Annotated in this window: 28 protein-coding genes; 18 read left to right on the top strand and 10 right to left on the bottom strand. The window is 53.8% G+C overall.

The annotated features are described in order from the left end of the window. Positions 1–5: 5 nt before the first annotated feature. The 7 genes from C5F70_RS19660 to C5F70_RS19630 all read right to left on the bottom strand — a co-directional run bounded on the left by C5F70_RS19660 (position 6) and on the right by C5F70_RS19630 (position 6,290). A complete protein-coding gene (locus C5F70_RS19660; RefSeq protein WP_104903917.1) occupies positions 6–755 on the bottom strand; it encodes a hypothetical protein in 750 nt (249 codons plus the stop codon). After that, positions 752–3,301, bottom strand: a complete 2,550-nt coding sequence (locus C5F70_RS30855) for a type IV secretory system conjugative DNA transfer family protein (RefSeq protein ID WP_177410563.1) — start codon at positions 3,299–3,301, stop codon at positions 752–754. The genes C5F70_RS19660 and C5F70_RS30855 overlap by 4 nt, the downstream gene beginning before the upstream one ends. Positions 3,302–3,377: 76 nt before the next feature. After that, on the bottom strand, positions 3,378–3,872 hold the full coding sequence (locus tag C5F70_RS19650) for a hypothetical protein (protein ID WP_104903916.1): 495 nt from the start codon (positions 3,870–3,872) through the stop codon (positions 3,378–3,380). Continuing rightward, a complete protein-coding gene (locus tag C5F70_RS19645; RefSeq protein WP_104903915.1) occupies positions 3,872–4,207 on the bottom strand; it encodes a hypothetical protein in 336 nt (111 codons plus the stop codon). Before C5F70_RS19645 ends, C5F70_RS19650 begins: the two co-directional genes overlap by 1 nt. A 36-nt stretch (positions 4,208–4,243) precedes the next feature. After that, complete coding sequence (locus tag C5F70_RS19640) at positions 4,244–4,909, bottom strand: hypothetical protein (RefSeq protein ID WP_104903914.1); 666 nt, start codon at positions 4,907–4,909, stop codon at positions 4,244–4,246. Further along, positions 4,902–5,738 (bottom strand): hypothetical protein, encoded by an 837-nt coding sequence (locus tag C5F70_RS19635; protein WP_101155997.1) that lies wholly within the window; start codon positions 5,736–5,738, stop codon positions 4,902–4,904. The genes C5F70_RS19640 and C5F70_RS19635 overlap by 8 nt, the downstream gene beginning before the upstream one ends. Before the next feature lie 18 nt (positions 5,739–5,756). Further along, positions 5,757–6,290 carry a hypothetical protein gene (locus C5F70_RS19630; protein WP_104903913.1) on the bottom strand — a complete coding sequence of 178 codons (534 nt, stop codon included), beginning with the start codon at positions 6,288–6,290 and terminating at the stop codon, positions 5,757–5,759. Positions 6,291–6,634: 344 nt separating this feature from the next. Here C5F70_RS19630 and C5F70_RS19625 point away from each other — a divergent pair, with 344 nt between their 5' ends. The 17 genes from C5F70_RS19625 to C5F70_RS19555 all read left to right on the top strand — a co-directional run bounded on the left by C5F70_RS19625 (position 6,635) and on the right by C5F70_RS19555 (position 22,742). Further along, positions 6,635–7,069: a hypothetical protein gene (locus tag C5F70_RS19625; protein ID WP_104903912.1), complete on the top strand. Its 435-nt coding sequence runs from the start codon at positions 6,635–6,637 to the stop codon at positions 7,067–7,069. Further along, entirely contained in the window at positions 7,066–11,967 is a 4,902-nt protein-coding gene (mobF, locus tag C5F70_RS19620) for a MobF family relaxase (RefSeq protein WP_104903911.1), read from the top strand. The genes C5F70_RS19625 and mobF overlap by 4 nt, the downstream gene beginning before the upstream one ends. A 129-nt stretch (positions 11,968–12,096) precedes the next feature. Beyond that, entirely contained in the window at positions 12,097–12,306 is a 210-nt protein-coding gene (locus C5F70_RS19615; RefSeq protein WP_104903910.1) for a hypothetical protein, read from the top strand. Positions 12,307–13,030: 724 nt separating this feature from the next. After that, entirely contained in the window at positions 13,031–13,333 is a 303-nt protein-coding gene (locus tag C5F70_RS19610; protein ID WP_104903909.1) for a hypothetical protein, read from the top strand. A 112-nt stretch (positions 13,334–13,445) separates the two neighbouring features. Then, a complete protein-coding gene (locus C5F70_RS19605) occupies positions 13,446–13,664 on the top strand; it encodes a hypothetical protein (protein ID WP_028617988.1) in 219 nt (72 codons plus the stop codon). 8 nt (positions 13,665–13,672) lie between these two features. Next, entirely contained in the window at positions 13,673–14,140 is a 468-nt protein-coding gene (locus C5F70_RS19600; RefSeq protein ID WP_104903908.1) for a hypothetical protein, read from the top strand. Between the two features lie 102 nt (positions 14,141–14,242). Next, positions 14,243–14,380: a hypothetical protein gene (locus C5F70_RS30630; protein ID WP_158683870.1), complete on the top strand. Its 138-nt coding sequence runs from the start codon at positions 14,243–14,245 to the stop codon at positions 14,378–14,380. Between the two features lie 7 nt (positions 14,381–14,387). Beyond that, on the top strand, positions 14,388–14,576 hold the full coding sequence (locus C5F70_RS19595; RefSeq protein ID WP_104903907.1) for a hypothetical protein: 189 nt from the start codon (positions 14,388–14,390) through the stop codon (positions 14,574–14,576). 24 nt (positions 14,577–14,600) lie between these two features. Further along, positions 14,601–15,149 (top strand): hypothetical protein, encoded by a 549-nt coding sequence (locus C5F70_RS19590; protein ID WP_104903906.1) that lies wholly within the window; start codon positions 14,601–14,603, stop codon positions 15,147–15,149. Between the two features lie 20 nt (positions 15,150–15,169). Beyond that, positions 15,170–15,409, top strand: a complete 240-nt coding sequence (locus C5F70_RS19585; protein ID WP_104903905.1) for a hypothetical protein — start codon at positions 15,170–15,172, stop codon at positions 15,407–15,409. Positions 15,410–15,428: 19 nt separating this feature from the next. Next, a complete protein-coding gene (locus tag C5F70_RS19580) occupies positions 15,429–15,656 on the top strand; it encodes a hypothetical protein (protein WP_104903904.1) in 228 nt (75 codons plus the stop codon). Positions 15,657–15,761: 105 nt separating this feature from the next. After that, a complete protein-coding gene (locus C5F70_RS19575) occupies positions 15,762–16,232 on the top strand; it encodes a hypothetical protein (RefSeq protein ID WP_104903903.1) in 471 nt (156 codons plus the stop codon). 135 nt (positions 16,233–16,367) lie between these two features. Next, positions 16,368–17,150, top strand: a complete 783-nt coding sequence (locus C5F70_RS19570) for an N-acetyltransferase (protein WP_104903902.1) — start codon at positions 16,368–16,370, stop codon at positions 17,148–17,150. Positions 17,151–17,242: 92 nt separating this feature from the next. Next, on the top strand, positions 17,243–17,902 hold the full coding sequence (locus C5F70_RS19565) for a hypothetical protein (protein ID WP_104903901.1): 660 nt from the start codon (positions 17,243–17,245) through the stop codon (positions 17,900–17,902). Positions 17,903–18,025: 123 nt separating this feature from the next. Further along, on the top strand, positions 18,026–19,000 hold the full coding sequence (locus tag C5F70_RS19560; protein ID WP_104903900.1) for a hypothetical protein: 975 nt from the start codon (positions 18,026–18,028) through the stop codon (positions 18,998–19,000). Between the two features lie 635 nt (positions 19,001–19,635). Beyond that, complete coding sequence (locus C5F70_RS30625; protein ID WP_158683869.1) at positions 19,636–21,351, top strand: VPA1262 family N-terminal domain-containing protein; 1,716 nt, start codon at positions 19,636–19,638, stop codon at positions 21,349–21,351. Further along, positions 21,351–22,742 (top strand): hypothetical protein, encoded by a 1,392-nt coding sequence (locus C5F70_RS19555; RefSeq protein WP_104903899.1) that lies wholly within the window; start codon positions 21,351–21,353, stop codon positions 22,740–22,742. Before C5F70_RS30625 ends, C5F70_RS19555 begins: the two co-directional genes overlap by 1 nt. Positions 22,743–23,374: 632 nt before the next feature. On the opposite strand, the gene C5F70_RS30620 is transcribed toward C5F70_RS19555, so the two are convergent. The 3 genes from C5F70_RS30620 to C5F70_RS19545 all read right to left on the bottom strand — a co-directional run bounded on the left by C5F70_RS30620 (position 23,375) and on the right by C5F70_RS19545 (position 26,247). Next, positions 23,375–23,983, bottom strand: a complete 609-nt coding sequence (locus C5F70_RS30620; protein ID WP_158683868.1) for a hypothetical protein — start codon at positions 23,981–23,983, stop codon at positions 23,375–23,377. A gap of 254 nt (positions 23,984–24,237) precedes the next feature. Continuing rightward, positions 24,238–24,861, bottom strand: a complete 624-nt coding sequence (locus C5F70_RS19550) for a hypothetical protein (protein WP_104903898.1) — start codon at positions 24,859–24,861, stop codon at positions 24,238–24,240. Between the two features lie 270 nt (positions 24,862–25,131). Beyond that, positions 25,132–26,247, bottom strand: a complete 1,116-nt coding sequence (locus tag C5F70_RS19545) for a site-specific integrase (protein ID WP_104903897.1) — start codon at positions 26,245–26,247, stop codon at positions 25,132–25,134. A 50-nt stretch (positions 26,248–26,297) separates the two neighbouring features. On the opposite strand from C5F70_RS19545, the gene C5F70_RS19540 reads away from it, so the two are divergent. Beyond that, positions 26,298–26,942 (top strand): MBL fold metallo-hydrolase, encoded by a 645-nt coding sequence (locus C5F70_RS19540; protein WP_104903896.1) that lies wholly within the window; start codon positions 26,298–26,300, stop codon positions 26,940–26,942. Positions 26,943–26,948 lie beyond the last annotated feature (6 nt).

The following is a 26,948-nucleotide window of genomic DNA, read 5'->3' as shown; positions in this document are numbered from 1 at the left end:
CCAGACTACCAATCCATGACCTGGATTTTGCCAGGCACGCCAGTCGGCGCCGTGCGCGGTTTCGTCGCCGGCGAAGGCCCCGGCGTTTCCAGCCGAATGACCGGATCCGGCGCTACAGGCACAGTCGGCACAGAGCGAGAAGCAGCGGGTTGCGTCGGGGACACGGGAGCCTTCAGCTCCAGTGCCTCATTAACGTAGCGTAGGTATTCAGCACCTGCCTGGACTTTCGCCCGTTCAGCCTGGTAGTGCTCATCGAGCTTCGGGCTTGTCCCGGTAGCGATCCAGCTTTCGCGATCGAGATCAATGAATGACTCGAATGCGACGGGATCAATTCCTTGGAGCGGCTTGTACGGTGCTGGATACCGGCGCAGCATTTCGGCAACGGCGGGATCCTTGTCTTTGTCTGCCAACAGCCGCTGGAAACGCTCCTGCAGCGCATCACGCTCAGTACTGACCTGAGTCTGCATGGCAATCATGCGCTTCTGTAGTCCGGCAACTTTTACCGTAGCGATGCGTTTTTCCTCGGCCAGGCGTTCCGCCTCGGCTTTCTCCGCAGCCGCTACGCGCGCAGCTTCTTCGCGGATCCCCTGGGTAACGTGGCCCGAGCCGGCTGCAACGGCGATGCAGAGCGCAGCGACGCCGATCGCTTTCAGGAAGCGTCCGGCCTTGTCGTTTGTGGGCTCGCCGGTGATAACAGCGCTGACCTGGAGCAGTTCGCCGTGCTGGGCGAGGAGATGAGCGGAAGAGTTTTTCATGCTGCCACCTCCTCAGCGGCGAGTACGTTTTCCGATTCGCTCGGGAATGCGAACATGGGATTGAGCCGGATCTGGGCGCGACGAATTGTCCCGCAGCGATTGACCGACGCGAGCGCTGTGAATTTATTCATCGTCAGCGACCGGATCTCATCCGCCGACACGAGCGGGATCTCGCCAATTTTTACGCTGCCAGCCGGCCGCTCCCGACGAATTGCGGCAGGCAGCTGCTGCCATGCCTGTTCAGCGCCCAGCTTCTTCGCTAACTCAGATACAGTGCTAATAGCTTGGCCGACATGACTATACGAGCGCCCCACTTTGATCATCTCGTCTGTTGTCTGCGCTTTGGCAGCCAAGGTTCCGGTGGAGTAACCGCCAGCATTGGCGCCGTAAAGGTTCGCGGTGGCCACCGGATCGGTTGTGTTCGCAGCGACTTCAGAAAACACCACGCGAGGTGCAGCCCCCAAGCGCTGGGAAACGTAGTCGAGGGTCATCTCAGAGCCGACTTGCATGCTCACCACAGAACGATATTGATCTAGGAGCATGATCGTGGCCTGTTCGTCCTGCAGTGCAACCTGCAGGCCATCGAGGCCCTGAGTCGAGTACAACGCGCACAGACCGAGCGAGCGGGCTTTAGGCAGGATCGCCAGCTCTTCATGCGAAACCAGATCCTGTGCCTCGTCGACGACCAGGAGCACAGGCTCCTGACCTTCGGTTTTCCAGTTGTCGCCACGGCGCTTGATCGCGCTATAGAAGCGACGCTTAGCCAGCGCCGAAATGGCAATGCCACTCTGGGTATCAGGTAGAGCCAGCCCAATCATTGCGCCGTAGAGGCAGTCCTCGATCTCGACACCCTCAACGCAGTCAGCCCACGCACCAAGCTCTTGATCATTGATGAGAGTACCGAGCCAGGTTTCCAAATTGAGTTCGATGGACGAACGGGTTTCGGTGGCTTTCTGCAGGTGGCGCACCATGAACGAGTTATAAGCACGATGCAGGTGTCCAGGGAGAAGATGCATGCAATCGCCTTCGATCAGTTCTTTTGCGCGATCACGGCTACTTGGCTCAAATGCGAGTTTGTAGATTGAGCTGAGATTCCATGGCCACTCGACCGGCTCCAAGGCATTCATGAGGGCAAGAACTTTCGCCGTGCTGCGCAGCAGCTCACGGGCGAATTGCTCCCACTCGCTGCCCGAAACGTCGCCCGCGTTACCTTTATCGGAGCTGAATAGCTGGAAAAGAGTATCGGCGACTTCATCCGGCTGGAGATTCTGGATGGCGTTGAAGTTCGACGATTCGGGGCTGATAACCTGGTAACCGGGCAGGCCGGCGAGCTCTTTCGGAAGTTGACCCTTGCCGTCCAGTACCAGCAGGCCGCCTGCTTTTGCCTCTTGCCATTGCCAGATCACTGGCCTAATCACCGCTGCCGTTTTACCGGTCCCGGTTTGGCCCAGCACAAGCATGTGCGTCGAAAGGTCCCCCACGGACAGGCCGAAAGGCATGCCCGCTTGGGCGGGGCTATACGGATCACGTCGTTCAGCAAATAGATCAGTTGCAGTGCCCAGGTTGATGAACGAAGACTTTTCGCTCATTGCTCGTTCGATCTGTTCATTCAATGCGCGATCGAAGTCCGCGAATTTGCTCTTACCTTCCTGCTCAATGAGTTTGGGATAGGCAGAGACCGCCAGGGCCTCGCGGGCCGCCGCAGCTCGGGTCTTAGCGATCGAGGACAGATCGAAGATCGCTAGGAACGACCAAGCTGCAGCGCCGCCGGCGGCGACCGGCGCGATGAACCAGCTCAGGGAATCGGAAGCGACGAATAGACCGGCCAGCAGAATGGCGATTCCGGCGACAGCCATTGGCATCGACTCATCAACCAGGGCTTTGCGCAAGTAGGACACCGATAGGTCATCGGGCACGATCTGGCCATCAACAGGATTGCCGTCGCGATCGTACGTCCATGATCGATACGAGCCTACCAGATCGGCAGGAGTCCGAGGCGGAGTTACGCGCAGCAACACGCGAGAGCCGAACCTTTTCACATCCTGGATTTCATCCTCAGTCAGCAGCGGGCCGGCAGGGACCATCAGGCGCCAAGCCGCAGGCGTCAGACCGAGTGAGCAACGGAAAACGTACCCCCCCCCCACAGCGATGCAGAGACCGGCAGTGATCGAACCCCATTGCCAGGCGAGGCTGGAACCGTTGCGACCCAAGAGGTAGGCCGTTGCGGATACCAGGAAGAACGCACCGACGCTCAGCGCGAAATTCCGGGCGCGTAGGCGCTTCTGGAGTCGAGCGCCCGCATGGAATGCAGCGCGGCCATAGAAGGCGCGGCGCGTAAGCGACGCACGATCCGATGGGAGGGCCTCGATCACATCATCGTGGAGGATCTGATTGGCCGGCCAACCGCGAGTATCCGCGCTCAGTTGTGGGCCAAGCGCTATGCGAATGGCCTGTGTACGGCGCTCTCGCCAGGCGCGTTTTGCTGCTTCAGGATCTGTGACCCAAAGAAGCAGATTTTCCATGTAATTACGGAATTGCGTTACCATACAATTTCTTCCTTTCGTGGGTTTTTCCTGCCGCGAAACCGGCTCACCTGAGTTGCCGCTCAGGTGAGCCACCCTTTCACTGCGCTTGCTTAGTTGCGTTCGCCGCCGCAGCAATTTGAGCGCTCTCGATTACCAGCGCCCGCGACGCATCAGCAATTTTTGCTCGGGTGTCCGCATTGCGGATCCGTTGCTCAAAATGACGCAATTGCGGCATCCGGCCAGTTGTTTCTGTCTGAATCAGGTCCGATTTCATCGCGTCTAGAAAACTGTTCAGGCTCGGATAAAGCTTGAGGCTGCTGACGTCAGGTGGAGTGCCAGTTGCCAAGGCCAGACGAAGAGCGCGATTCTCAGTTTCGAGTAGTGCGATTCTGAAATCAGCGGCGATTAGCCCAACGTGCATTGCCGCTTGTCCAGACTGCTTCAGGTCATACACACCGAGCATGTCTTGGTCACGAGACTGAAACTGAGGCTCGCTCAATCCAGGCAGGCAATCTTCAAGAGGGCAAGCGCCCACCTGGCCAGTAAACACTGCGACCAGTGCCGATGCTGCAATGAGGGTTCTGTTATCCATCACATTGATCTCCCGGCGTGTTCGCTCTGTTTTTCCTGGTTGACCTGCTGATCAGTCAGCTTTTTTTGCTCCTCCTGGACCACCTCCTGGGCATCTTTGCGCTGCTCAGCGTGGGATGCTGGAGCGTCGTCCCGCTGCTGATGTTGCTTATGCAACTCCTCCATGCGCGGATCCTTGGCCAGTGTGTCCAGCTCATGAAGGTCGCGCCCCTCAAGGCGCTTGAACTCTTCGCGCTCCTCGCGTCGGGCACGGATAAACGCCTCCGCGTCACTGCCAAGCAAGCTCACCTTCTTTTTTCGGGCACGAAAATCCCCGTCATCGCTATGGTTGCTCATGCGATTTTCTCCGTCAGTAGTGGTTGCGCGTTAGCGCTATTGGTGGTGGTTTTGGGTAGATTGCTTGAGATACTGCTCAGCCGCCGGCACAAGTGTGGTCAGAGATACAACGACACCGATAACCAGGCCGGCGCATAGGTCGAGCAATCGGGCCTTGCCGGCGCGATTGCTCGCGGCGGCAAAGTCGGCCGAGATCAAGCGAAGTGCGTTGTCTTTGTCCTGCTCGAAGTACTTCATTCGTTGGACCAGCACGGCGTTCTTCTCTCTCTCTGCTTCGAATTTGCCTTTCAGCTGATTCCGCTCGGCAAACAGATTTGCCGAGCTCTCACCTACATTGGCCATGGCAAGGTTAATCTTCATGCTCAACTCATCGATCGCGATCTGAGCCGCTTCGTCTTGCACATGGCGTTTGGCGTCAACGATCGAGTCAGCCAGTACCTGCGCGATCGACTCACGCAAGGCCGCCCTGAACTGCATGTCATCTGCCGACCGCAGCAGGCGGTCAGGCAAGGCCCCCAGTTGTTCGCTCAACAGGGAGGCGCTGGCAAGATAGCCAGCAACACCGTCCAGCTTATCGATGAGTTTCACAGACTCTTCCAGGATGCCTGGATAATCGCGATTGCCGCGCAGGAGAACGTGGAGTCGCGTCACTTCATCAACGAGCTCATCAATCGAGCGGATTGCGCCGCCGATGTCACTCATGGCGGCCACCCAACGAATAGAGCAGGTACGGCGCGATCAGCTGCTGTGAGGTAAACGATTTGCCGACCCCGCCCTTGGTCGAAACGACCATCATGCGCAGGCGATCGCGTTGACCGAGGATCTGATCGAGGCGCTTGAACACCACATTGATCATTTCACGCACGGTTTTCGAGCCGGTCACGGCACGCATCAGGCGGGTATTGAGCTTGGCGCGGTCGAGGTCACCAGCCTGCTCGGCCTCGATGATGATGCTGCGCAGGCGATCAGCGATCGCTTCGCGCTCTTCGGAGATCTCCCACTGAGTCAGACCGATGCGCCGACTACGGCCATAGCGTTCGATTCGAGGCATGACAAGGAGCTCGGTGCCGGTCTGCTCAGCCAAATCGAACACTTCGGCAAACGCTTCGCGCAGGGCGAGATCCGTGGTGTCCTGGGTGCGACTTGTGATGTCGTTGAGCAGGATGGCGATCGGGGTTTGCTTATCGAATTCGCGGATCAGCTTGATGGTTTTGAAGGCGTTATCAACATCCTGGCCTTCGTCGCGTACGGGAATCAGAGTCAGGTCGAAGTGCCGCAGTAACATCTGCTCACCGATGGCCATGATGGTCTTGCTCGCTGTCTCATTGCCACCGATGTCCAAAACGAAGCTGTCCAGCCCGCTGCCGTAGATCAGGTGTTCAATCGACGCGCCAGGGTCACTACCAACTGGGAGTTGCAGCGGGCGGATTCGCGATGCAGTGAGCCACGACGAATCGAGGTTAAGGTCGTCCATTTCCACCAGGTGAGCAACTGCTGCTGCTTTTGCCATTTTCTCTTCCTTCTTGCTCATGGGTTTTCCCGTTGATTTCTAGAGAAACTTTCGAGGGGTTGCCGCCCGCTCTAAGTCAAGATTTCCTGCAGTTGAACCGCTTTCTTCGTTAATGCTTGTTGTTTCTGCTGGTCGCTTATCGAAGGCTTCAGGGGTGTTCTTGCGGATGACTTCAGGGTGTAACTCACGCCCAAAATCAGGATCAGCTCCAGTCGTTCGTACGTTCGCCAGAAACTCTCGGTACTCGCGAGCCAGGAATTTCTGGATGAACTTGCGCAAGCTGTTGTAGCTAACAACGATTCCTGCCCTTTCCAGCATTTCCTGCTGTTGCGTGATCGGTGTTCCTAAGCGCGTTGCCTCGCGGAGGATTTCGATCCTCGGCAGCAAAGCTTTGGTGACGCTTCCCCTTACGTTCTTCTGGCCACTGCCAGATTCAGCGGCGGCCTTCATACGCTCCAGCTCGGCTTTCAATGCCGCCGTTTTGCGATCGGCCTCTTCCTGCTGCATCCGCATCCACTCCAGCTGGTCCTGCTCATCACGGGCGCGTTCGGCGTCTGTGCGTCGGTCAAACATGGCATTCACCTATGGTCGCTGCGTTTGTTTAAAACTGCTTGCTAACTCTACCAAAGGTTCGGCTTCTAGTTGGCGGTTTGTTGCAAACAAGATGCAAAGGTTGACCGCTTAGGGCTCATGTTAGTTGTAAACTAGTGCGAGTAAAGCAAAACTTGCTTAAAGTGATGCGAGATGCTTGTATATATACGGCTTTCGTTAACACATCTGCACCCTTCGGGTGCTTCGCGTCGGCCCAGAGCCCGCGCAGTACGCGAACTCCAAGCCGGAAAGACAACAAAGCAAAAGCAAGGTACGCCGTCATAGAACCGGCTACCTGAGAAGCGTTCTCAGAAGGGAAAAGGAAAATGGCGCGGAAGAAGGCAGGAGCAAAGACCTCGACCCAGTACCTGGATGAAGTTGCGGCAGTGCGTTTGGAACGCCTTTCGGCTCGCCTGGGCGTTGCTCAAGGCCGCGTGCTCGATGCCCTCATGTCCCTGCGCACAGACGAAGAAATCGCCGGCTTCATGGCGGCGCAGCGTTTCAGCGCCGAGCCTTCCCGACCTGTTCCCGTTCTCCTCGATGGCCCGGTTGTGGCTTCGATGGCAGGCGCAATCACCCAGTCCGTTTCTTCCCTTCTGGGCTCTGCTCTTCCTGATCTGCTGTTGCAGGTTCTTGCCAGCCAGGCTGAGCGCCGGCCTGAACTGCTCGCCGGCACCATCGAGCCGATGCTCAACCGGCTCGTGCCGATGGTTATGGATCGCATCATTGCCGAGCAGACAGGCATGGAGATCGAGCGATGAGCCACTACGGGATGAGCAACCAGAAGACCACGGCCGGCAACTTTGCAGCCAAAGCCAGCTACTTCGAGAAGAAACTGAAGGAACTCCAGGCCTTACGTGAAGAGCGCATTACTCTGGGCGCAGAGCGTGGCGTGACAGATGAAGTAATGGCTGCCGAACTGGCGAAAGTCGATGCCGAGATCGCAGCGATCGTCAGTCAGGTGGAGGGCGACCAGGGCACAGGGCGCGAGGACTACTACCACAAGTCCGGCAACGACACTTTGGCATCGGGTATTGCCGGCCCATTGGCCAACAAGCTGGGCCTCGGTGAGCATCCTCAGGACGGTGATTACCTAGCTCTTTTCCGTGGAATCAACCCGCGCACTGGTGAGGCGTTCCTCGATGAGAAACGCCACAACGCCATCGACAAGGCTATTCAGGAAGCTGAATCAAAGAAGGCAAACCCGTCCTCGAAAAAGCAGCTTGACGCCGGTGATCTGGAGCGACTGGAGAAGGAGGGCAAAGAAAAATCGGCAACGGATCCTGTCCTTGGCTTCAGCTCGTGCGTGTCCTTGCAGAAGTCCATCAGTATCTACTGGGCACAGGCCGACGACCAAACCCGTCGCGTGATCCAGGAATGCATGATGGAAGCCGTCAACGATGCGATTGAGCGCGAGCACCGTGCTGGTCGGATTCGCGGACGTGAAGGCGCTCAGGGCGCAGAGTCTGTAACCGGCGAATGCGTCACCCTGACATATGCTCATTGCACAGCACGTCGCGCCCCTGGGCAGGACTTCCCCGATCCCCAGTTGCACGTGCACCTGGAGCGGCCGAACTTCGTTCGCACCGTCGATGGCAAGTACCTGACCCTCGATGCGGGATGGCTATACAAGACCCAGAAGGAGTTCGGGGCCGTCTTTGACGTGTCCTTTTTTCAGCGTCTCCAGGCACACCTACCCGAGTTGGCATCGGCGATGGTCGTTGATTGGAGCGGTCACGGCCTGCGCCTCAATGAATCTTCAGTGTCGAAGGAACTTGTCGCCGAATTTTCTAAGCGCAGCGAGCAGATCCAGGCCGAGAGGAAGACTATGGCCACCTCTGGCCAAGCTGCAGCTCAGGCGATCGCTGTCAGAAGCCGCGATGCGAAGGACATTGAGCTAGGTCACAGCTTGGATGCCCATTGGCGCGAAGCGATTCCTACAATCAAGCTGAGAGCATCTACAGCTAAAGAGCTCCAGGCTCCGAGTCTCGCTGAACTGCAGCGCATGGTGTTTCGTGGATCCACCGTGATCGATGAGTTCGCGATCGACTCTGCAGCTGCGCACCTGACCATTGGCAAAGGTGGACTCGATGAAATCGAAGCAACCAAGTCGGAGATTTTCCAACAACTCGGACTCATCGAAATCCCCCAGCAGCCCGACGAACACGGTCGAATGCCGTCGAAGCGGTACACGACGAAAGAGCTAATCACCCTCGAGGCTGACTGCCTAAAAGCCGTTCATGCCGGCCTTGATGATCCGAGTTGGAACGTCGACCGGACCCTCGTAGACCTGGTGATCGATGGCTACGAGAAAGAAAAACAGTCGACCCAGAAACCGGGTGAAAAGCCCTTCCGGCTTAGTCTGGAGCAACGCCAAGCTGCTTACGATCTGACTGGGCCAGGCCAGTACACATACCTCAAGGGGGCCGCTGGCGTGGGCAAGTCGGCCACCATGGCGCCGACTTTCCGCGTATACGCCGAAGCGTTCAAGGCGCAGGGGCGCCGCGTCATTGGCGTTGCTCCTGCAAACAAGCAGGCGACGGAGTTGGCGAGGTCGACCGGCATCCAGGCTCAGACTGTCCATTCGTTGCTCATTAAGCACCAGGAGGGCTTGGCCGCTCAGCAGGCCGGCGAGCGCTTCAAAAAGCAGGACCTCATTGGACGTGGTGATATCGTCGTGTGTGATGAGGCCGGCATGCTGGACACATATCAGATGCATAACCTGGTAGTGGCTTGCCATCAGGCCGGCGCCCGCCTGATCTGCGTGGGTGACAGAAACCAGCATGACGCCGTAGAAACCGCCGCACTATTCGGCCTCCTGCATGACGCTGTTGGCGACCGCTGCGCGAAGATCGAAATGATCGCCCGTCAAATAGACCAGTTCAAACCGACTGCCCAGGCCCTCTATGAGGGCAAGGTGAACGATGCAATTCGGCATATGCAGAGCGACGACCAGCTCAGGGTTTTCGCGGACGGTGTGAACGAGGCTGACGAGCTGGTTGGCGATGTTTTCGGTGACATGGAAGCCGGCCTACCAGGAAAAGATGGCGTCGTTCGAGAGTTGGACTGGTCCCAGATCCTCGTTCTCGCCGACACCAATGAACAGGTTCGAGCGCTCAACGACAAAATCCGCGATGCCCGATTCGCCCGTAGTGAATTGAGTGTTGGGGGCAGCGTTAGCATCGAAACCGAAGTGCTGCCGGGCGAGCGTTTCACGATCCAGGTCGCGATTGGCGATCGCCTGCTGTTGCGCAAAACGGCCAAGGATGCCCAAAAAGAGCCCATCTATAACGGGGATCTCGGCACCGTACTGGGTATCGAGCCAATCGCCCGCGAAGTCGACGGCGAGCCGATCGAGGATATTCTGTTCACGATCGCCCGTGACGATGGGAAGACAGTCAAGATCAACTCCAGCGAGTACGAGTCGCTGCAGTACGGCTACACCATGACCGGACACAAGGCCCAGGGCATGACTGTCATGCAGTCCTACTACCTGCCGTCCTCCTACGCCTCTCTACAGGCATGGTATGTCGCCTATACCCGCGGAATCCACGGTTGCAAAACGTACCTGAGTGAAGCGAACTGGCTCCCATTCAAGAAGTCGGCGTCGCAATTCATCTACAAAGAAAACGCCCTCGATCTTATGCCTCAAGTGCGCGAAGCAATTCGCGCATCCGTGCACACCGGCCAGCCGTTCAAGCTAGCCCCTCAACAACTATCTGTCCTCGATCGCCTCCAGGGTGTTTCACCACTCTTCCAGTTCCCCGGCCAAGCGAAGGAGCAGCCTCAAGAAAAGCCCCGTCAGTCCGTCACGGTTCTGCCGCCCGCTCAAACCGAGATCGACCACGCCAAGGCCTTCGGCGCTGCCGTGGTCGACCTTCGCGCCAACGAACAGACATGGCCGCTCGACGCCCGCCGCGTTGCTGTTGTAGCTGCAGAAAACCCCGCTCCAGGTATTGAAGTTGAACCTTGGACAAACCCCGGCTCATCCGTGCCCCTGGAGCAACGCCGCGACCTTTGCGAAACGCTCCAGGGAATGAAGCCCGCCTTATTCACCACGAAGCTGAAACTGATCAAGCCTGAGCCTCAGGAGGCCCGCTATGTCCGAATTGATCCTGCCCGACCTGCCACCCTTGCCTGCCTCGGCCGGTACTCCCGCGTTGATGGACGACCTGTCGCCGCCGTCGATGGAGTTCCCCGACCCGAGTCCCGAGCCGGCGCCGCAGGCCAGCGAGTCGCCGGCAGCCTCGGCCAATTTGACCGCGCCACCGACGCCGGTGACGCCGCAAACGAAGAAGCCTTCTCCCGTACGCTCGGCAACATTAAACGCCCTGCAGGGCGAGCTTCCTCAGACGGTCTGCGTACGTTGTCCAAATGCGATCTGGCAGCAGGTCCCGGAAGGGGACGTGAGGGTCTATTGCCCGATCACACACTCGCTGATCGACAGCCTCTTGGTCGAGTGCGACGGCAGGTACCTGGTACTGATGTAGGGCGTGTCATGAAATTCGACAAAGCCGCCGACGCCCGCGAAGTCGCAGCGATGAAGCTTGATGTAAACCTGGTTGAGTACGCCGCTCATCTGGGTATGGAGTACGACAAACAGGCCTCTTACAAGGGGCATGCGGTCTTTCGCCACGGTGCGGGGAAATACGACATCTATCAGGCCGCTGATGACAACTGGATCTGGCACGACCGTCATGCGGGTAAGAGCGGTGACATTTTCAAGCTCTACCAGGAAGTCAGAGGTGGGAGCTTCGCCCAGGCCAAGGACGATGTTCGTGCATTTCAGGGTGGCGTGCTCCCATCGCTGGGTAATTCACCGGAAGACCAAGCTCGTACCGATCGGGCACGCGATGAAGCGCGTCAGCAGAAGGAGCGGGAACGCCAGGAGGCAATCGCCTCCAGCACGAAAGACCACTATCGGACTTTTGGCTTCATGGGCCGGCGCGATACCTATTTGAGCCAAGTGCGAAGAATCTCGTCCGAAGTGTTGGCCGAAACGCGCTGGCGTACGAGCCGGCATGGCTCCGCTGTGTTTCCTCACATTGATGCTAATGCCAAGTTTTGCGGGTATGAGTACCGCGGCGCTCAGGTGATCCATGGCGAACGACATGAGTTCAAGGGTTTTACGACAGAAACTGAAAAAGGTGTCTACCTCGCCAACCCGAAATGCGCGAACCCCACCGAAATCCGCTTCAGCGAGGGCGGCGTCGACACCTTGAGCACCTACCAGTTGGCTAGCCCAGAAGAGCGGCGGCGGATCCTGTTCATCGGCACCTCTGGCGAACCTGGTCCAAATACTGAGGCGGCAATCATCGCCTTGGCCGAGCGCTATAAAATTCAGTGTTTTTCGCTTGCATACGATCGCGACCAAGGCGGCGATAGCCTTACCGCGAAGCGTCACGCCCGACTTGCCGGCCAGTTCCCTTGCGCGCAGATCGAAGATGTTCGTAAGCGTATTGGTCTTCTGCCTGGAGAGGATCCCAACGAGGCCCTGAAGCGTATGACGCGTATCGAAGAGATGAGCGCCCAGCGTAAAGTGCAGAATTTTCAAACTGTTGCTCCGGTAGAGCCGACAATAAGGCCGGTTGCCCAGCCAGACACCCAGCCTTCGCATGGCGAGGATGAAGCAATTTATAGCCGCGGGAGATTGATCTAATGTTTCGGAATTCTGAAAAAATCCTCTTTCGTAATCGCCTTTTCGACGACGGCGCTCGCATCAATTATGCCGAGCATCTAGGGCAAGCGATGGCCATCGGCATCCAGATCCCTCTGTTGGAGTTACATCATGACTAAACGCTTGAGCTTCAGCTTAGACCTGAACGCAAATGACTTCGATGCTCTGCAAGCCGTATTGGCAAACCCTAGAGCAGTCGCGGCGGCGGTTGCACCAAATGACCCGTGGGAACGTGCGCGCATTGTCGATGTGTTAGTGGAAATGGCTGGGAGTGTTGCCGCTGTAATGGAGCCCGCCGTGGATAACGAATCGTCAGATTGAGTTGAGCCACAAAACTAGGGCTGACTCATGTCGCAGGTGAAGTATTTATGCACGGTGCATAACTAGCTCAAGTGAATGACAAACTGGGTCCTTGAGCCCCACAGAGCTATGCACGGTGCATAGCTCGCCAAGCCGGTCTGACTTTCGGGATGGCAATACTTGGACTTGATGGCTGAGAGTGCCTAGCACGAAGCAGATACCGGGGCTTGCGATCAGGTTCCGCGGGCAGCTAGTAGAACAGCGTCGCCAGCGGCCAGCGCCCGCCGTCCTCGATCTGGATCGTTCCTTGGGAGATGGGCCTTACTCCGCTTCCATTCTGGCCTTGATGGCCGAGCATTCCTGCGAAGCTTTCAGTTCATGAATCAAGCGTTCGTGTTCGGGCACCAGGTGCTACCAGCGTAGCTTCCCAGCGTCCATGGCGGGCTCGTCCCGAATCTCATCTCAGTCGCGACATCGACGGTGGCGAATCGCCGGCGAGCCAGCGTCCAGAGTCCATCGGCAAAGGTCCATTGATCGAGCGGCACAATTGGTGTCTGGTGTTTGAGCCACAGGTACCAGGGCACGCCTATGGCGCCGCCTTGACGCCGATGCCCAAGTGTTTGGAAATCAACGGTGGCAGATGCCCTTGAAATGCGGGCGAAAAATGGAGTTGCGACAGATTTAGCGTTGTTGTATTATTTTAGCAACGCTAGATTAAATTAACAACGCTAAATTGAGTGATGATATGAACAGGACGGAAAAGGCTATTTTTGAACTGCATTTTGCAGAACTTTATCACACGGGGATGACGCTGATTCCGGCTTGGAAGGTACTTCACATGTTCGCCAAAGATCAGGGGCGATTGACAAAAGCTTTTTTTCGAGACGAGATTTTTTCGCTATGGAGTGACTACATCAGCGAAATCGACAACATCCACATCACGGTCAATGTTGTGCGCGCTGATCACGGTGTCTTGAAGCCAGCTGCGTACCTGCTGACGCGCAACGATTTCCGCTACACCGTTACCGATGATGAGAGCGACGACTGAACCCGCAGACGATGGAAAATCCCGCCCAGGTACGACCAAGCCCCGCCGTTAAACGTGGGGCCGCGACCGTAGAAGAGGCGCGGTTTTCGGGTCCTCGAAACAGGTAGGCGCCATGTTCAGCGAACGTAAGCAATTGCTAGATACTCCCGACCTAGATGCAATGGATCGTATGCTTGATTCGGTGTTTGAAGCAGTCGCAAGTGGCGAGCTAGCTCCAGAAAAAGCTTCTAACGGTTTGAAAGAGGTGATCGGTCTCATCGACTGCGGGAACCTTGGCGGCGCGCAAGATTGGTTCGAAAAAGGCTTGTCGCACATGAAGGAAGCGAAGTAGGAAAAGTAATGAGGACTATTGATTCGGCAGAGCTGGAAAAGGTTGCAGAAGCTTGTCGGCAAGGGCTTCTGAGCCTTGCCTGTGTCAAGGGTTCAACCTTCAGCGGATTCCCTTCAGGCGCGTGTGGAGTCGCTGCCGATATCGTTGGCCGCATAGTGTGGGAAACGCTCCAGTGGGAGGGTCAATACGTTTGTGGTTGTCATCATCCTCAGCTGGAAAGTGAAGTGTCACACGCATGGTTTGAGGTTGGTGAATTCATCATCGACATCACCTACGACCAGTTTCACGGGACTGGGCTGACTGGCTGGATATTCGAGCGAGGCGCTGGATGGCATGCACAATTCCCATCACAGAAGAGACGTGATGGGTTTTGCTCACCTTCCCAGTGGCCTGCTTACCCCTATGACGGATACAAAGCGGCCCTGGAAGAAGCAAAAAGGGCAGGCCTGAGCAGAAAAACAGATTGTCCCGTATGAATGGAAACTTCGCAGCTGCCACGCCTTCCCCCCTTGATTGGGGGTTTGGCAGTAGGAGAGGCGCGGTTTCGCCTCATCGGTACAACTGGAGAAAACCTCGCCATGACTCGCATCTTGGAACAGATCGACGCTCAAGTAAGCACTACCCGCGACTTGGGCCGTGCTGCCTTGCCACCGCCCCTGGCCGCTGTGGTAGATGCACTGAAAGTTGGTAGTAGCCTGTTGCAAACCTGGGCATGATGAGCAGGTGGCTTGGGAAGAATATCTCGATACCCCCGCAAACCGAGCGGAGGCCTTCACGATCAGCGCGATGATTTACGGCGACTTATCCCATTCCGACTGTGATGCCTTGGATAAGCACATCCGTGAGCGCGTTGCAGCCCGCCGTGCGTTTTTGGAGAGCGAGTTCAGCGCGGCTAACAACAACCACAATTAACGGAATTGCCGCCCAGGTACAACTATGACCCAGCTTGATAGAAGAATCTTCAGTACCTTCAAGTCCAACCTTTCAGCAATCACCACGCTGATGGGTACGGGGCACCATACCCATGCAATAGCCTTAATTTATTCGGCGATCGACCAGATGTCTTGGCTGAACGCAGTAGGCGAACCTGGTGGCCCAGGCTTTAAGGATTGGGTGAACCGATTTCTGTTCAATGGCAACACCTTTGCCTTCAACGCTGAGGATCTGTGGGCGGCAAGATGCGGACTCCTGCATACCGGAGCAGCCGAGTCCAACCTCTACAGGGACGGTAGAGCGAAGCTGGTCTATTACGTTGTCGGCGAATCACAACCGGATGAAAGCATGCTCAATCCCGTACTGACGGCGCATGGTATTACTCGCAGCCAAGTAGTGATCGTCGACTACCACTGGCTCTCGACAGGGTTCGTTGATGCCTTGAACCGCTTTCACGAGTATCTACTGGCAGACGCAACCGCGCATGCTCGGGCTGCTCAAAAAGCAGCAATGCAGATGGTTTTCCAAGTCTCCAGCGATGTCTCCACGTGACCGAGGAAAGGAGAATGCGTATGTCGTTTGGAAGTGCCTGTCGCAACTCCTGCTTCTTAGCAGTTGTGTACTTCCTGTACCTAGGCTTCCAGCAGGGGTTTGATGTCTTTGGCTGGTACGGCGTCGGGTGGTCGCGCGGTGATTGGATTGTATTCGTGCTGCTGACTGGCTTGTTTCCGGTCGTACTGTTTAGCGAGTGGTGGCATCAACGTAAGTGTGCCCTGGCTAAAGCCGCTGAGGCGAAGGTGGGTAACAAGTGAACTGTTCAAGGAATTTGCCATGGACGAAATGCCGGACGATCAGTTGATGCCTATTTTGCTGGAGGCCATGATGCGATTGTTCAGTCGGGACGGTAGGTGGCCTATTACGTGGGTGATTGGCGATCCCTGGGGCGTTCACCACGGTATCGGCGAATGGTCGATTGGGCCCGATGAGACCGCAACGACCGAACAAATACGTGAGCTGATGGTGCGGTCTGGTGGGATTTTTGAATTGCAAGACTATTGAAGGAAATTCGCACCAGGGACACCCAAGCCCCGGCCTAACACCTGGGGTTAGCTCAGTAGGATAACCACAGGAAATTGGGCGCTGAAGTTGTCGGAAGGTGAAAACATGGAAGCAATGGATGAGGTTTATCAAATTCTTCGCGACGCGAAAATACTTGCCCGTCGCTATTACCACCTTACTGGCAAACCTCTGGGGGTCACGGGCGAGGTTGCTGAGTATGAGGCAGCCCGGATCCTTAATCTCAATCTGGAGCTTGCTAGGCAAGCCGGGTATGACGCGACTGAAACACGGGATGGGTTGACTGTCAGGATCCAAATCAAGGGTAGGTATTTCTCCAATCCTCGAATGCGTGGTGGTCGGGTTGGATCGATCGACTTAAAGCAGTCCTTCGATACTGTTCTCCTAGTGCTGCTCGATGCCGATTACAACGCCTTTCAGATTTATGAAGCAGCGAGGCCGGCGGTAGAGGCACTACTGACTAGGCCTGGATCAAAAGCTAGGAACGAGCGTGGATCAGTCGGGATCAGCCAATTCAAAGCAATCAGCTCGCTACGCTGGGCGAAGGCAGGATCATAGGAAAAGCGTCACCCACGGCCTGCGCACCAGACGCGGAACCTGCTACGTGGCCTGCCGCGAAGTGATGCGCGAAGTCGATGCAGCCAAGTTCGAACTGATGGTCGAGCAGACGGCAAATAGTTGAAGGAAAATCCAATGCCACACAGTAATGTTTACCTGTCGAAGGGAGGTGTTCGCACGGCAGTGAACGCTGATCTTCCATACATTCAGAAATGGCTCAAACATGAGGTACGCAATGGGTTTGGCTTCATCAACAACTGGAGGATGATCCAGGAAGCGTGCGACAAAAAACTGATGACTGTCTTTGTTGAGTCTGAGGGACCAGTCGGCTTTCTCATCTACGGTATTTCCCATGACACCATTTTGCAGACAAAGAGCGATTGTCAGCGGCGCGGGATTGGTCGAGCACTGGTGGAGGACGCCATTCGCAACGAAGAAGCTCAAGACAACGCAGTACTCGTTGTTCAGTGCGCGCCTCAAAGCTCAGTAGAGTTCTGGTCAAGAATGGGCTTTGAAGTGCATAGGGACACTGAAAATTTTAAACACCAGAAGTCAATCTACATGCAGCGCCTTTCGAAGAAGTTACATGCCCACGTGCGAGGCGATGAACTTGAGATAATCACTGTTCGCGTTTATCCCGAAAACGCCCTTTACTCGAAAGAGCCGGTAAGGCCAGATCGCGTGCATTACGTGATGGCAAAACTCGACGAAAAAACGCGCACGCTGGAATTAGCCCACCGCGTTTCCGTCGCTCACGAATCCATGCTGAAAGATCCGGTGGTTGAAGTCAGCTGGGGCGGCTTAGATATCGTCAAGGGCAAGGCCAAACACGAGCAAGCGGCAGCTGTCGGATTTAGGCGCACACCAAACTACTGCGGCTGGTATCTGGATAACATCACAATCCCTGAAAAGTTTTAGCCATCAATTTGTCGAAGTGGCCAGTTCACGCTGATACGTTAGGATTTCCAGCGACCTGATAGCATAGTGCCTTATTTGTAGAAGCACACAGCATGCACGGGCTGAATTTGAATAAGGGCAATTGGATGCGCAACGCGATCAAAGCAAACCTCGAAGCATGGGTTGAGAAGCTGGAATCACAACAAAACGTCGATGGGGATTATCTAGATCACGACTTTTTCCTGGACTACAAACTGCTGGGCGTAGCGACCTTTCTTAAGCAGATCGCCTTTGAAGAGGACGACATGGAGCTGCTGGCCATTGCTTCAAAAGCAGAAATGCTGGTCACGAGGAAAATTCAAGCTGACGAGGAGGCAGAGGAGGAGGGGGATCTGCTGCGGCAGCAGCAGTACGACGCGGACGAACGAATCAGGACAGCTTGCTATCACTACTTCTACACTGAACCTGCTTTCGCCGTGGACATGTCTAAATACGAGGCGCTGATCGAAGCGTCTGCTAAAAACTTCTCTGACCCCTACAAGCTGTCGAGCCTGCGCCGCTATGTCGAGCAGAGCCAAGTGCTAGCAAAGCTGTATGACAAAGTGAAAGCTCGCCTGCTTCGCGGTTGCGACGAGCAAGCGACGCCGACATTTGAAGACGTTGCGCGAGCATTCGACGCGGAGCTCCCGGTAATCTATCGCCGCGCCGATGCTCATGTCGAGCGGACGATTGCTCAATACGCGGCGGCACCTGCGCCAGCTAGCCTGGGCTGACGTCATCTCACCTGGGCTACTTGCATCGCTTCATTTCAACGCAGATCCGTTGCCGGGCTTGCAGGATCCCATGGGGAACATACGTTTCACGTCAACGTTTACTTCAGCGATAGTCTTTAGAACATGAGCGAAAAAATCGAAAAACACCTCGAAAGCATTCATCGTGAGCTGCGAGGGACAGAGCAGGACCTGTCTCGGGAACGTCAGAAGTCTTTGAAGTATTACGTTCGCGACATCCACCACCGCTTTGGGGAATGGCTGAGCGCCCAAGGGCATGAAAAAGCCAGGCAGCGATATGAGCTCAGTTGGGCCCTTGGCTTGATTGGCATTGTGGGTGTCTTGTTGGCAATCACTCGATCAGCTAGCAGCGATATGGACTGGGTACGCGAGCATACCTTGGCATTTCGCTTATGGGCTGTGGTCCTATGCACGATCTTCATTGGGGTGTCTTTGGAGCGCTCGGCGGTGGTGAGGTCGCTATGGAGCTTTGCCATTACCAAGTTTCTGGTTTCAATCATCCTCTCGGTTGTGGTTCTCTGCGCCCGTGGTAAAGCTGCGAGTTACCTCAATGGGGTTTTCCACGTTGATGCTTCCGCCTTACCCATTACCTTGGTTCTCACCACTGGTCTATTGGTACTCAAGTGGCTGGTGCCGTTCATACTCACCGTGGCCGTGGCGCTGTCATTGGTTCACGGCCTAATTGGTGCCGGCTGGATCAAAGGTAAGCTTGATGGCTCATCCGTTGATGAGCCTCCCCTTTACTCGCTACTGTCCTTCTTGGTGTCCGGTGTGATTCTCTATTTCGGATGGGGCTGGTCCAGTGATCAGATCGCTGATTCCCGCGTGCCGGAGAAAGTCTATCTGATGGCACATGCATTGGACTTTAATTACTCCCACGAGTGCGCCAACGTCGCGGCGAACCAACCGGTGGTTTTCCTCGGGAATTCCCAAGAGTCCGTGCTTGTCGCCCCTTATAGGCTGGCCGATTTCGACTTCGAGGAGTTCTTTGAGGCGTTCGTAACAGTACCGACTGACTTCGTGCGGCAACGGTGCGAATACAAACCATTGTCGGCGGTGGGGGATGGGGGTCAGGGTTGACTTGATTTGCTCAAAGCGGGACCAGTTTCCTGCTTTGTTACGCTAACGAATGGCTAGAACTTCCTACGTGGCGATTGTTTGCGACTATTGGGCTGGGTGAGTCACTCATGCGAAATTGCAGACCATTTAACCACCTGATTGAGCCGGTATTGACCACTCGCTTGCGCTGCACTTGACCAGGCTGTTGCATTCGATCAGACCACCGATTACATCGGATTTGACCCGCACGCTTAGTAACCGTTATCAGCTGAGAGTTGCGCATTGCTGCCGGTGGCGACAGGCAGAAATCGGCCGACTCTGTAGAAAAAGACGGTCATCCAAAACTGCCTAATCATTGACCGGTGGAAAGTGAAATCTGCGTCTGGAAACCTCAGCCGAAAAGTAAAGATTTCAAAGTCGGGCGCGTACTTTTCAGCTGCGAAAGCCGTGACCGACTTTTTCAACAGAATCGGCAGAAGCAGCCGTTTGAGGAAGGGGACTCAGATCCGGTTTGAAATGCGGCTTATTAATGGCAGTGCACAACGGAGCTAAGGGCGTACTGCTCCTGTTGCTATGGGTGGTAGATGCATCCCCTGCAATGACCGAGTCACTCGAAGCCGCTATAGTTACCTCCACCTCACTACTAGAAATTCATAATGAATCAGACTCAATACATAGCATCGAACTCCAGAGACCGAATATCTCCCGGATTGATTCGATTGCTTGAGCCAGGTGTTCTAGGTCACTACCAATGGTTCGAGGTTGTTGAAGTAGGCTGTTCTGACAGTAAGGGCTTTCTGAACGTTTTTACCATCTGTGTGGCAATCGAGGGAACACCTTCAGAGGAGCAAAAAAAAACCTTATTCCTAAATGGGAGTAATAGAACAGTCAATGGCATAGCCAACCGCGCTTTTGGGGTGGTCAGGAGATATATTTCATTAGAATCGTTGCTCCAGGCGGCAGGACGGTTCGACACCAATGGGGAATGGCGACCCCACGACGCTCCCTTATTGCATGGAAAACTGAAGGCGAGTGCACCTGCTTTTTATGCGGTGGATGGAAGCATTCCCGTCCCGCTGAATCGTGTATTAAAGAATAATTTTTGGAATGGCTCATATGTTGTTGAACTGGCTGATTCAACAAAAGATAGTTTGCGGTTTATTACCGATAGCCCGAGCTATGTCGAGGCGGTTGGTACTTGGGTAAAACAGTTTTCCAAAATTGATTTATCTATGATTCCAGACAGACTCGGAAATATAGTGATTCAATTGCCGGTAAATTCAATAGCAACAAATTTTTCCGGCTCGCAAGATAATATGATTGGTGTCACTGTTGCATGGCATCCAGATGTAGAGCCTCGTCGCATTAGTGGATCCATTCAACTCGTTTTTGATGAGGCGATCGTAGCTTATGGACAACAAGAATTGACCGAGGGAGATAACTCAATCGTTGCAGACATATCAAATAGACCATTCAGGGGGATAGTTTGGGATCTTGAAAAAAACATTATTTTAGCTGCACACCCTCCGACGACATTTATTGGTGGAGGTGGTATGCGCGGAACAGTGTCAAGTGTGGGTGACTCTTTTCGAGTTTTTCATGATGTTGGTAGTGATGGCTCTAAAATTCGCAGAGAAGTACCGCTAGTATCTGTTCAAAGAACTTGGTCTCATGGGGAAGCGTTAATCCGTCCAAATGGAGTGTGGACTGAGAGGCGAATTAGTGACACTGAAATTAGAAAGCTGGTAAGTTTGAAGTGTTTTGTACAGTACGGGGGTAAGGTTCGTGGTGAAACAGAGCATCAGAGATCTTTGGCAGATATAAGAGAACTGGTGAATATGCATGGTGAAGATGCCGTTTATCTCTGGGATCCCTACCTTTCAAGTGCAGATATTTTAACAACATTTTTTTATTGCAAACATGAGAAGTCTAAGTTGCGAGCAATAACCTCCACCAAGGTGTGTGGGAAGATCGACAAGCCGAAAGGTAAGGTGTGCGAGACCTCCAAGGATATAGCGCCAAGCTTATCAGAGGAGTCGAGCCAGGAACCGGATTCGTCAACACGAGAGCATTGGATAATAGAACAAGTAAAGTTACTATCTGAGTCCATTGAGGGAGAATCTCATATTGATCTTGAATTTAGAATTAGCTTTGGTCCGAAAGGTTGGCCCTTTCATGACCGTTTTCTCATATTTCCCAACGGAAGTGGTAATGGTCCCGAGGTATGGTCTTTAGGTGCATCCGTGAATCATCTTGGTTCCGTTCACGCAATAGTGCAGCAGGTAGCTCACCCTCAGCCTGTTGTAGATGCATTCGATACGTTATGGGCGCACTTGAATTCAAGCGAGCACTTGATATGGAAGTCGGTGTAATGGAAGAGCGTATTGGATTTCTGAAATATATTGGAGCAAGGGCATGTGATACTCCTGCCTTAGAGCCTAAGGTAATAGTCCAGTCGAGATATTTTCATGACCCTAATGACCTTGAGTTCTTACAATTTAATCTTGAGCAAGAGTTTCCTTTTCTTTTCAATTTTTCAACACTTTCACTAGAGGACGCTGAGAAGCTGTATGGCATCTTTCAGTGGTTAGTTGCTCAGCTTGTTAAGACACAAATCGATAGTTCTAGTGCATCTCTAATTCAGGTGATTACGGTGGCTGCTGCTCTTGATCTCGGCGATGGTCAACTTTGGAGAGAGCTTAAAAGTGCTGGCCCTCTCAGAAGTGATCGATTGGATCAATTGATGCAGCTGATAATGGCGTATAAAATTACAATAACGCGCCATCACCGCCATATGGAGCATATCGATACGGTTTTTCTTTCTGGCTGCATGCTTCACAATTGGGAGGGCGTTGATCAGTCACTTCGTTATGTTACCGATTATCTATATGATCCCCTGCTTTCATGTGCTGTTAGAATGCTGAGTGTTTTTTCGGAATCTTCGCTCGAGATTATTCTGAGTGAGTTGCAAGACGTTGTCGTATTAATAGCTGTGATTGAGGTTTTGAATCCTCTGCAAGCTGCTAAAACGCTTCAGGTCGCCGTTAATTCTAATTCTTGGCCTTTGAAATTTTGCGCATTGCGACTCTCGTTAAATTGGATAACTTCCGGTGTGAATGACGAATTCCAGGTTCTTTGGGAGCAACTCTTGCGCCAAAGTGCTGGCAATAGTCAAGAGTGGATCAAGTGGGTTGCAGTATTCAACAGTTATCCATCAAGATATCCAGAGCTACAGTGCGCTATGGGGGAAGCTCTGCTTAGTATGTCCGAAGCGGCGATCACCCAGTATTTTAATGCTATTCGCTTGTCAATCGCGAGCAGCAGAAAGGATTTAATATTCGCGTTTGAGAAGGTACAGAAGTGCAGCGACGAAGTTCAGCGTAACCTTATTTGGACGCTTGCGCATAAACGGTGGAGTGCATGGGATTTTGATAGCGATGACGCAGATAAACATGTCTTTTCGATGCAAACATCTGCGTTGGATTTTGCAGTTGCTATGTATTATCTAAATTGTTTAAGCGATGACGATCGAGGCTGTGTCGAGAGTAGGCTTCGATCCGAATTTCATAATGTTAGAAATTCATGGTACGAATCTATTACAGATTATATATCGGCATACAATCGGCATATTTCGCGCTATCAACCCTTCGGGCATGCAAAACACAATTTACATGAAGGTCACGAATGGCTTGAGGGGCGTCATTGGTACAATCCCGACTGGATTTCGAAGCATTTGTATTGGGAGATAAGAAACCGCTTGTAATACGAAAAGCACTCTGGGGTTTTTCTCAGGATTCGAGGTTATATGCTGGTCGTGAATCGATCCTCATTATTTAGAAGAGCCTGAAACTATCGCTATAGGGTGAGCGTTGCATTTACGAATGGTTATCCCTATTCTCATTACGGCTGTTAGGTAGGTGACGCATGGCGTAAAAAGATGGCAAGTTGCGTTTTTTTGTCTGGGTGAGCAGGCTCGCTTAACGAGGTTCCTGCTTGGCAGTGAGCGTCTCTAATGTCTGCTATTGGCCCGGTAACTGCAATTTTGGTGGGCTGGGTTGCGTTCGGCCATCGGTCAGGGGTTGATGCAGCGGCTCGGTGGTGAAAGCAACCCCTGTCTCGACAGCAGGTATGAAGCGTGGCTGGTGGTTGCATTTGACGATCAGCGAAAAAGCTCATTGGATCTGATTGCGCGTGCTTATCCTCAAGACGCTCTGATTCTTTTGCTCGCGTAGTGTAATTAGGGATCGTGAATGTCTGTGGTGCCGGGGGCAGTCCAGGAGCAATTCGAATGCGTCTTGAAAATTAGGTACAATTCAGTAATGTCTGGCCAGGCGTTGATGCTGATGCCCGTTAATACCAACGAATGAGGTTTTCGCGTCATACCCTGTTCGTGTCTCATGTTTTCCCAGTCAAAAAACGAAATTGAATCACCTTAGGTAGTTTATTCACATGCCAGAGGCGCCGCTCCATACAAATATGGGCTTTCAACTCTTTTCGTGGCACGTAACGCCTCCGAGCACCTACTTTATGAGGTATTAACACTACAATTTTGTTTGTTTGGTAGTCGCAACGTGCAGCCCGAGCAATTGCGGTGGCAACACCGAATTTTTGGATCAGGGGTAGCGCATATCTCGCACCTGATCCGATGCCGTCAATTTGATGAGTCACGTCGAGGTGATGTGGCTGAAATTTATAGACCCAAACTTTCCAGCATGCTTTCTGCGTTAGAATCAGTAGGCTCTGATGAGGCGTGTTAAACGCAACGTGTAAAACCATCTTCGCTTTAAGATCTCCCATAGTTCTTGAGGTCTCGAACAAGTAGTCCCGCCAACCATTGACCATGCTGACGTTGCCTGCACCAGCTACAGCAATCAAAGGTGATCCATTAAACAACGTTGGAGTAGGAGGAGTGAAGATTTTTGGGCCATCAGGAGATAAGTGTTTCCCTACAGTGTGGCGGGTATCACCAGCTAGGACCTTCGTATCCCAAACAATCGTTGTCAAACTATGATCTCCTTTGTGTATTATTGGCTAGCTACTGCCATCCCCCCCCCCGATTTCATTCGCAGCAATGTACTATGAAAGTCTTTGGACGAAGAATAACGCCATCGAATGTGGAAACTCCTACAATCGCGACTGTGCTAACGATGGTAATATCCTAAAGCGTCCGCCTGCAAAAAGTCCTGCCCGACTTACAGAAGCTAGCCAGGTTTCGCACTAAACTGTTAACGGCTAGCAGTCGCCATCGTGATGCAATTCTATTTGCTGCTTTTTTTTCGGCTTACTCGAATTTCACTCGGGTTTATCTCTTTTGGCTGCCGAGGTTTAAAACTCAATACAATCTCATTGTCGAGTGAGTTTAATTTATCTACCACTGCGATTTCTGCGGCGCGTTTTTTTTCCACCACTAGCCAAATCATCTTGTCAATCAGCGTCAGCAATGCAAATCCATTACCATTATTTAATATTACGCGGCTTGAGCCCGGTAATAATCCGTAAATTTTCTCGAGCGAGCCATCGTTAAAATGGAGGTCGACATTTGCGTAGCAGTCTTCATAGTGATTGACTGAGTGAGCAAGATGTTTATCGCGAAAGTCTTTCAGAAAATTATGAGCTTCGACGACCTCGTCTCCGAGTTCTTCCATATCTTCCGATTTGAGAGAGCTGCGCACCCCAGATGAAAAACACCGCATGTATCTGATTAACGCAGCGCTCAACAGTCCGTCGACAGCGACTCCCTGATTGGCATCGTCATTGCCTAAATCTTTGGCTATTAGACACAATTTCCGAGCCATCTCAAAATCTCTCGAGATTCCATGAAGGTCCTCAAACTCACTAGCAATGTTAGAGGGTACCTGTACTTTTTTTACTATAATAGACATGAAATACTTTCCTGCGGTTGCGTTATCGTTCGGAGAAGTAGCACATTGCCATTATATAAAAAATTTAGGCAACAGTAATTTTATCTTCGCTGAGGGCTGGTCTCGAAGCGCCTCAGCGGAGTAACCATTTCTTTCTGTCGAACGCAGGCGGCCGGCGATGAAATAGGCATTCACAATCGGCCATTGGCCGGATAGCGACAGTCTGGCCTCGACAGTCGCTGGGGAGGATCAGGCCTCAGTCTGCTCCGCCATTTCCAGGGCTAGCATTTTCTAACTCAGTTTTTTGGCTAGGTCCTCGACTCGCGGATGGTAGTAGCGCATCAGCATGCGGGTATCTTGGTGCCCCGTGATCTTGGTCAATTCGTGTAACGGGAAGACATCAGCCAGGCGTGAAGTCGCCTCGTGACGCAGATCGTGGAAGCGTAGGTCCATGAGGAAGGGGTCCTCGTTGATTCGTTTATCGATCTTGTCTTGGGGGAGCTTCTTTTCTTTGAAGTGCAATTTCAGCCCTTTGAGGTAAGCCTGGCGAGCGTCCTCGATAGCGTCAGCGAATGCCTTGGTGATGGTGTCAGGTCTGCTCTTGAAGTAGGTGTCCTCTCTATCGCGTTCGGGCAGGCTTTTAAGTACCTCTACTGCTTTGCTAGATAGCGGCACTCCTCGCGCAGATCCGTTTTTGGTCATCGGGAGTAGAGCGACCCGTTTCTCCAAATTTACATTGGTGCGCAGAAGGCTACAGATTTCCCCCCGGCGCATGGCTGTCTCCACCGCGAAAGTCACAATCTGGGGCAGCTCAGTTGATCGAGAGTAGCGTCGAATCATCTCTAGCTCGTCGATGTGTTCTTTTACGAGCTTTCCTGCTTCGAGAGTCCAGACGTCAGTGCTGAGGATACGGCGATCGCGCGCGTCGTCGACGCTAGGTTGGCGTATCAGTTCGACGGGATTGCTTAGCGACTCCATGCGCCATTCTTTGCGGGCAATGGTAAAGACGTGAGAGATCAAAGCTAGCTCTCGGCGCACAGTTGCCGGAGCTAGGCCTTCAGCGAGCCGACTATCACGGTAGCTGGCCAGATCGGCACCACGAATGCTTGCCAGCGATCTCAGGGCTAGCGGATGTCGCTGCATGGCCTGAATCCGAGAAAGTTCCGAGGCACTGCTCCTCTTCTTGCTAGTCACTTCGCTAGCATACGTCTCCAGAGCCGTAGAGAATGAGGTTGATTCGGCCTCATTTCGGCTGACAAACGCGCCCGCGTCCATCTCGCGCTCGATCATGGTCGCCCATGTCTTTGCTTCGGCCTGGGTATTGAATGTCTTGGTTTGCAGGGGCCATCCTTTTCGTCTGACCTGAACCTGCCACTGAGCCGGGCCACGCTTTCGAAGTGTCGCCATTTTTATTCTCGGTGTGACAAAATTGTGCCAATAATTATATAGGAACACCTATGGAAGCCGCAAAATATAAGCTTATACGCGAAACCTTCCCTGTAGGCCCGTTGCAGTGCAACTGCACCATCATCGGTGACCCCATCAGTAAAAAAGCCATCGTGGTCGACCCCGGCGGCAATCACGAGCTGATTCTGGCGCGGCTCGAGGCGCTGGGCCTCAAGGTGGTGAGCATCATTCACACCCACGCCCACCTGGATCACTTCCTGGCGTCCGGCCAGTTGAAGGAGAAGACCGGCGCGACCCTGCATTTGCACAAGGCCGACCAGTTCCTCTGGGATAACCTGGAGATGCAGTGCCAGACGTTTGGCGTGCCATATACGCCGGTGCCGTCGCCGGACCGTTGGCTGGCCGACGATGAAGAGCTGGCTTGCGGTTGCGGTGTCGCATTGCATACGCCGGGGCACACGCCGGGGTCGATGAGTTTCTGGTTTGCCGATGCCAAGCTGCTGATCGCCGGGGATACGTTGTTTCGCCGGGGCGTAGGCCGCACGGATTTGTGGGGCGGGGACCAAGCGGCGATTGTGCGCTCGATCAAGCAGCGCCTGTATACGCTGGATGAGGCGGCGACGGTGGTGACCGGTCACGGGCCGGAGACGCGACTCGGTGACGAGATGCGCGAGAACCCCTTTGTGCGCGCATGATTGCAG

The sequence above is a fragment of the Pseudomonas sp. LH1G9 genome (assembly GCF_002949975.1).
Lineage (GTDB): Bacteria > Pseudomonadota > Gammaproteobacteria > Pseudomonadales > Pseudomonadaceae > Aquipseudomonas > Aquipseudomonas veronii.
Note: the sequence above shows the minus strand (reverse complement) of the source record. Positions and strands in the feature narration are given on the sequence as shown.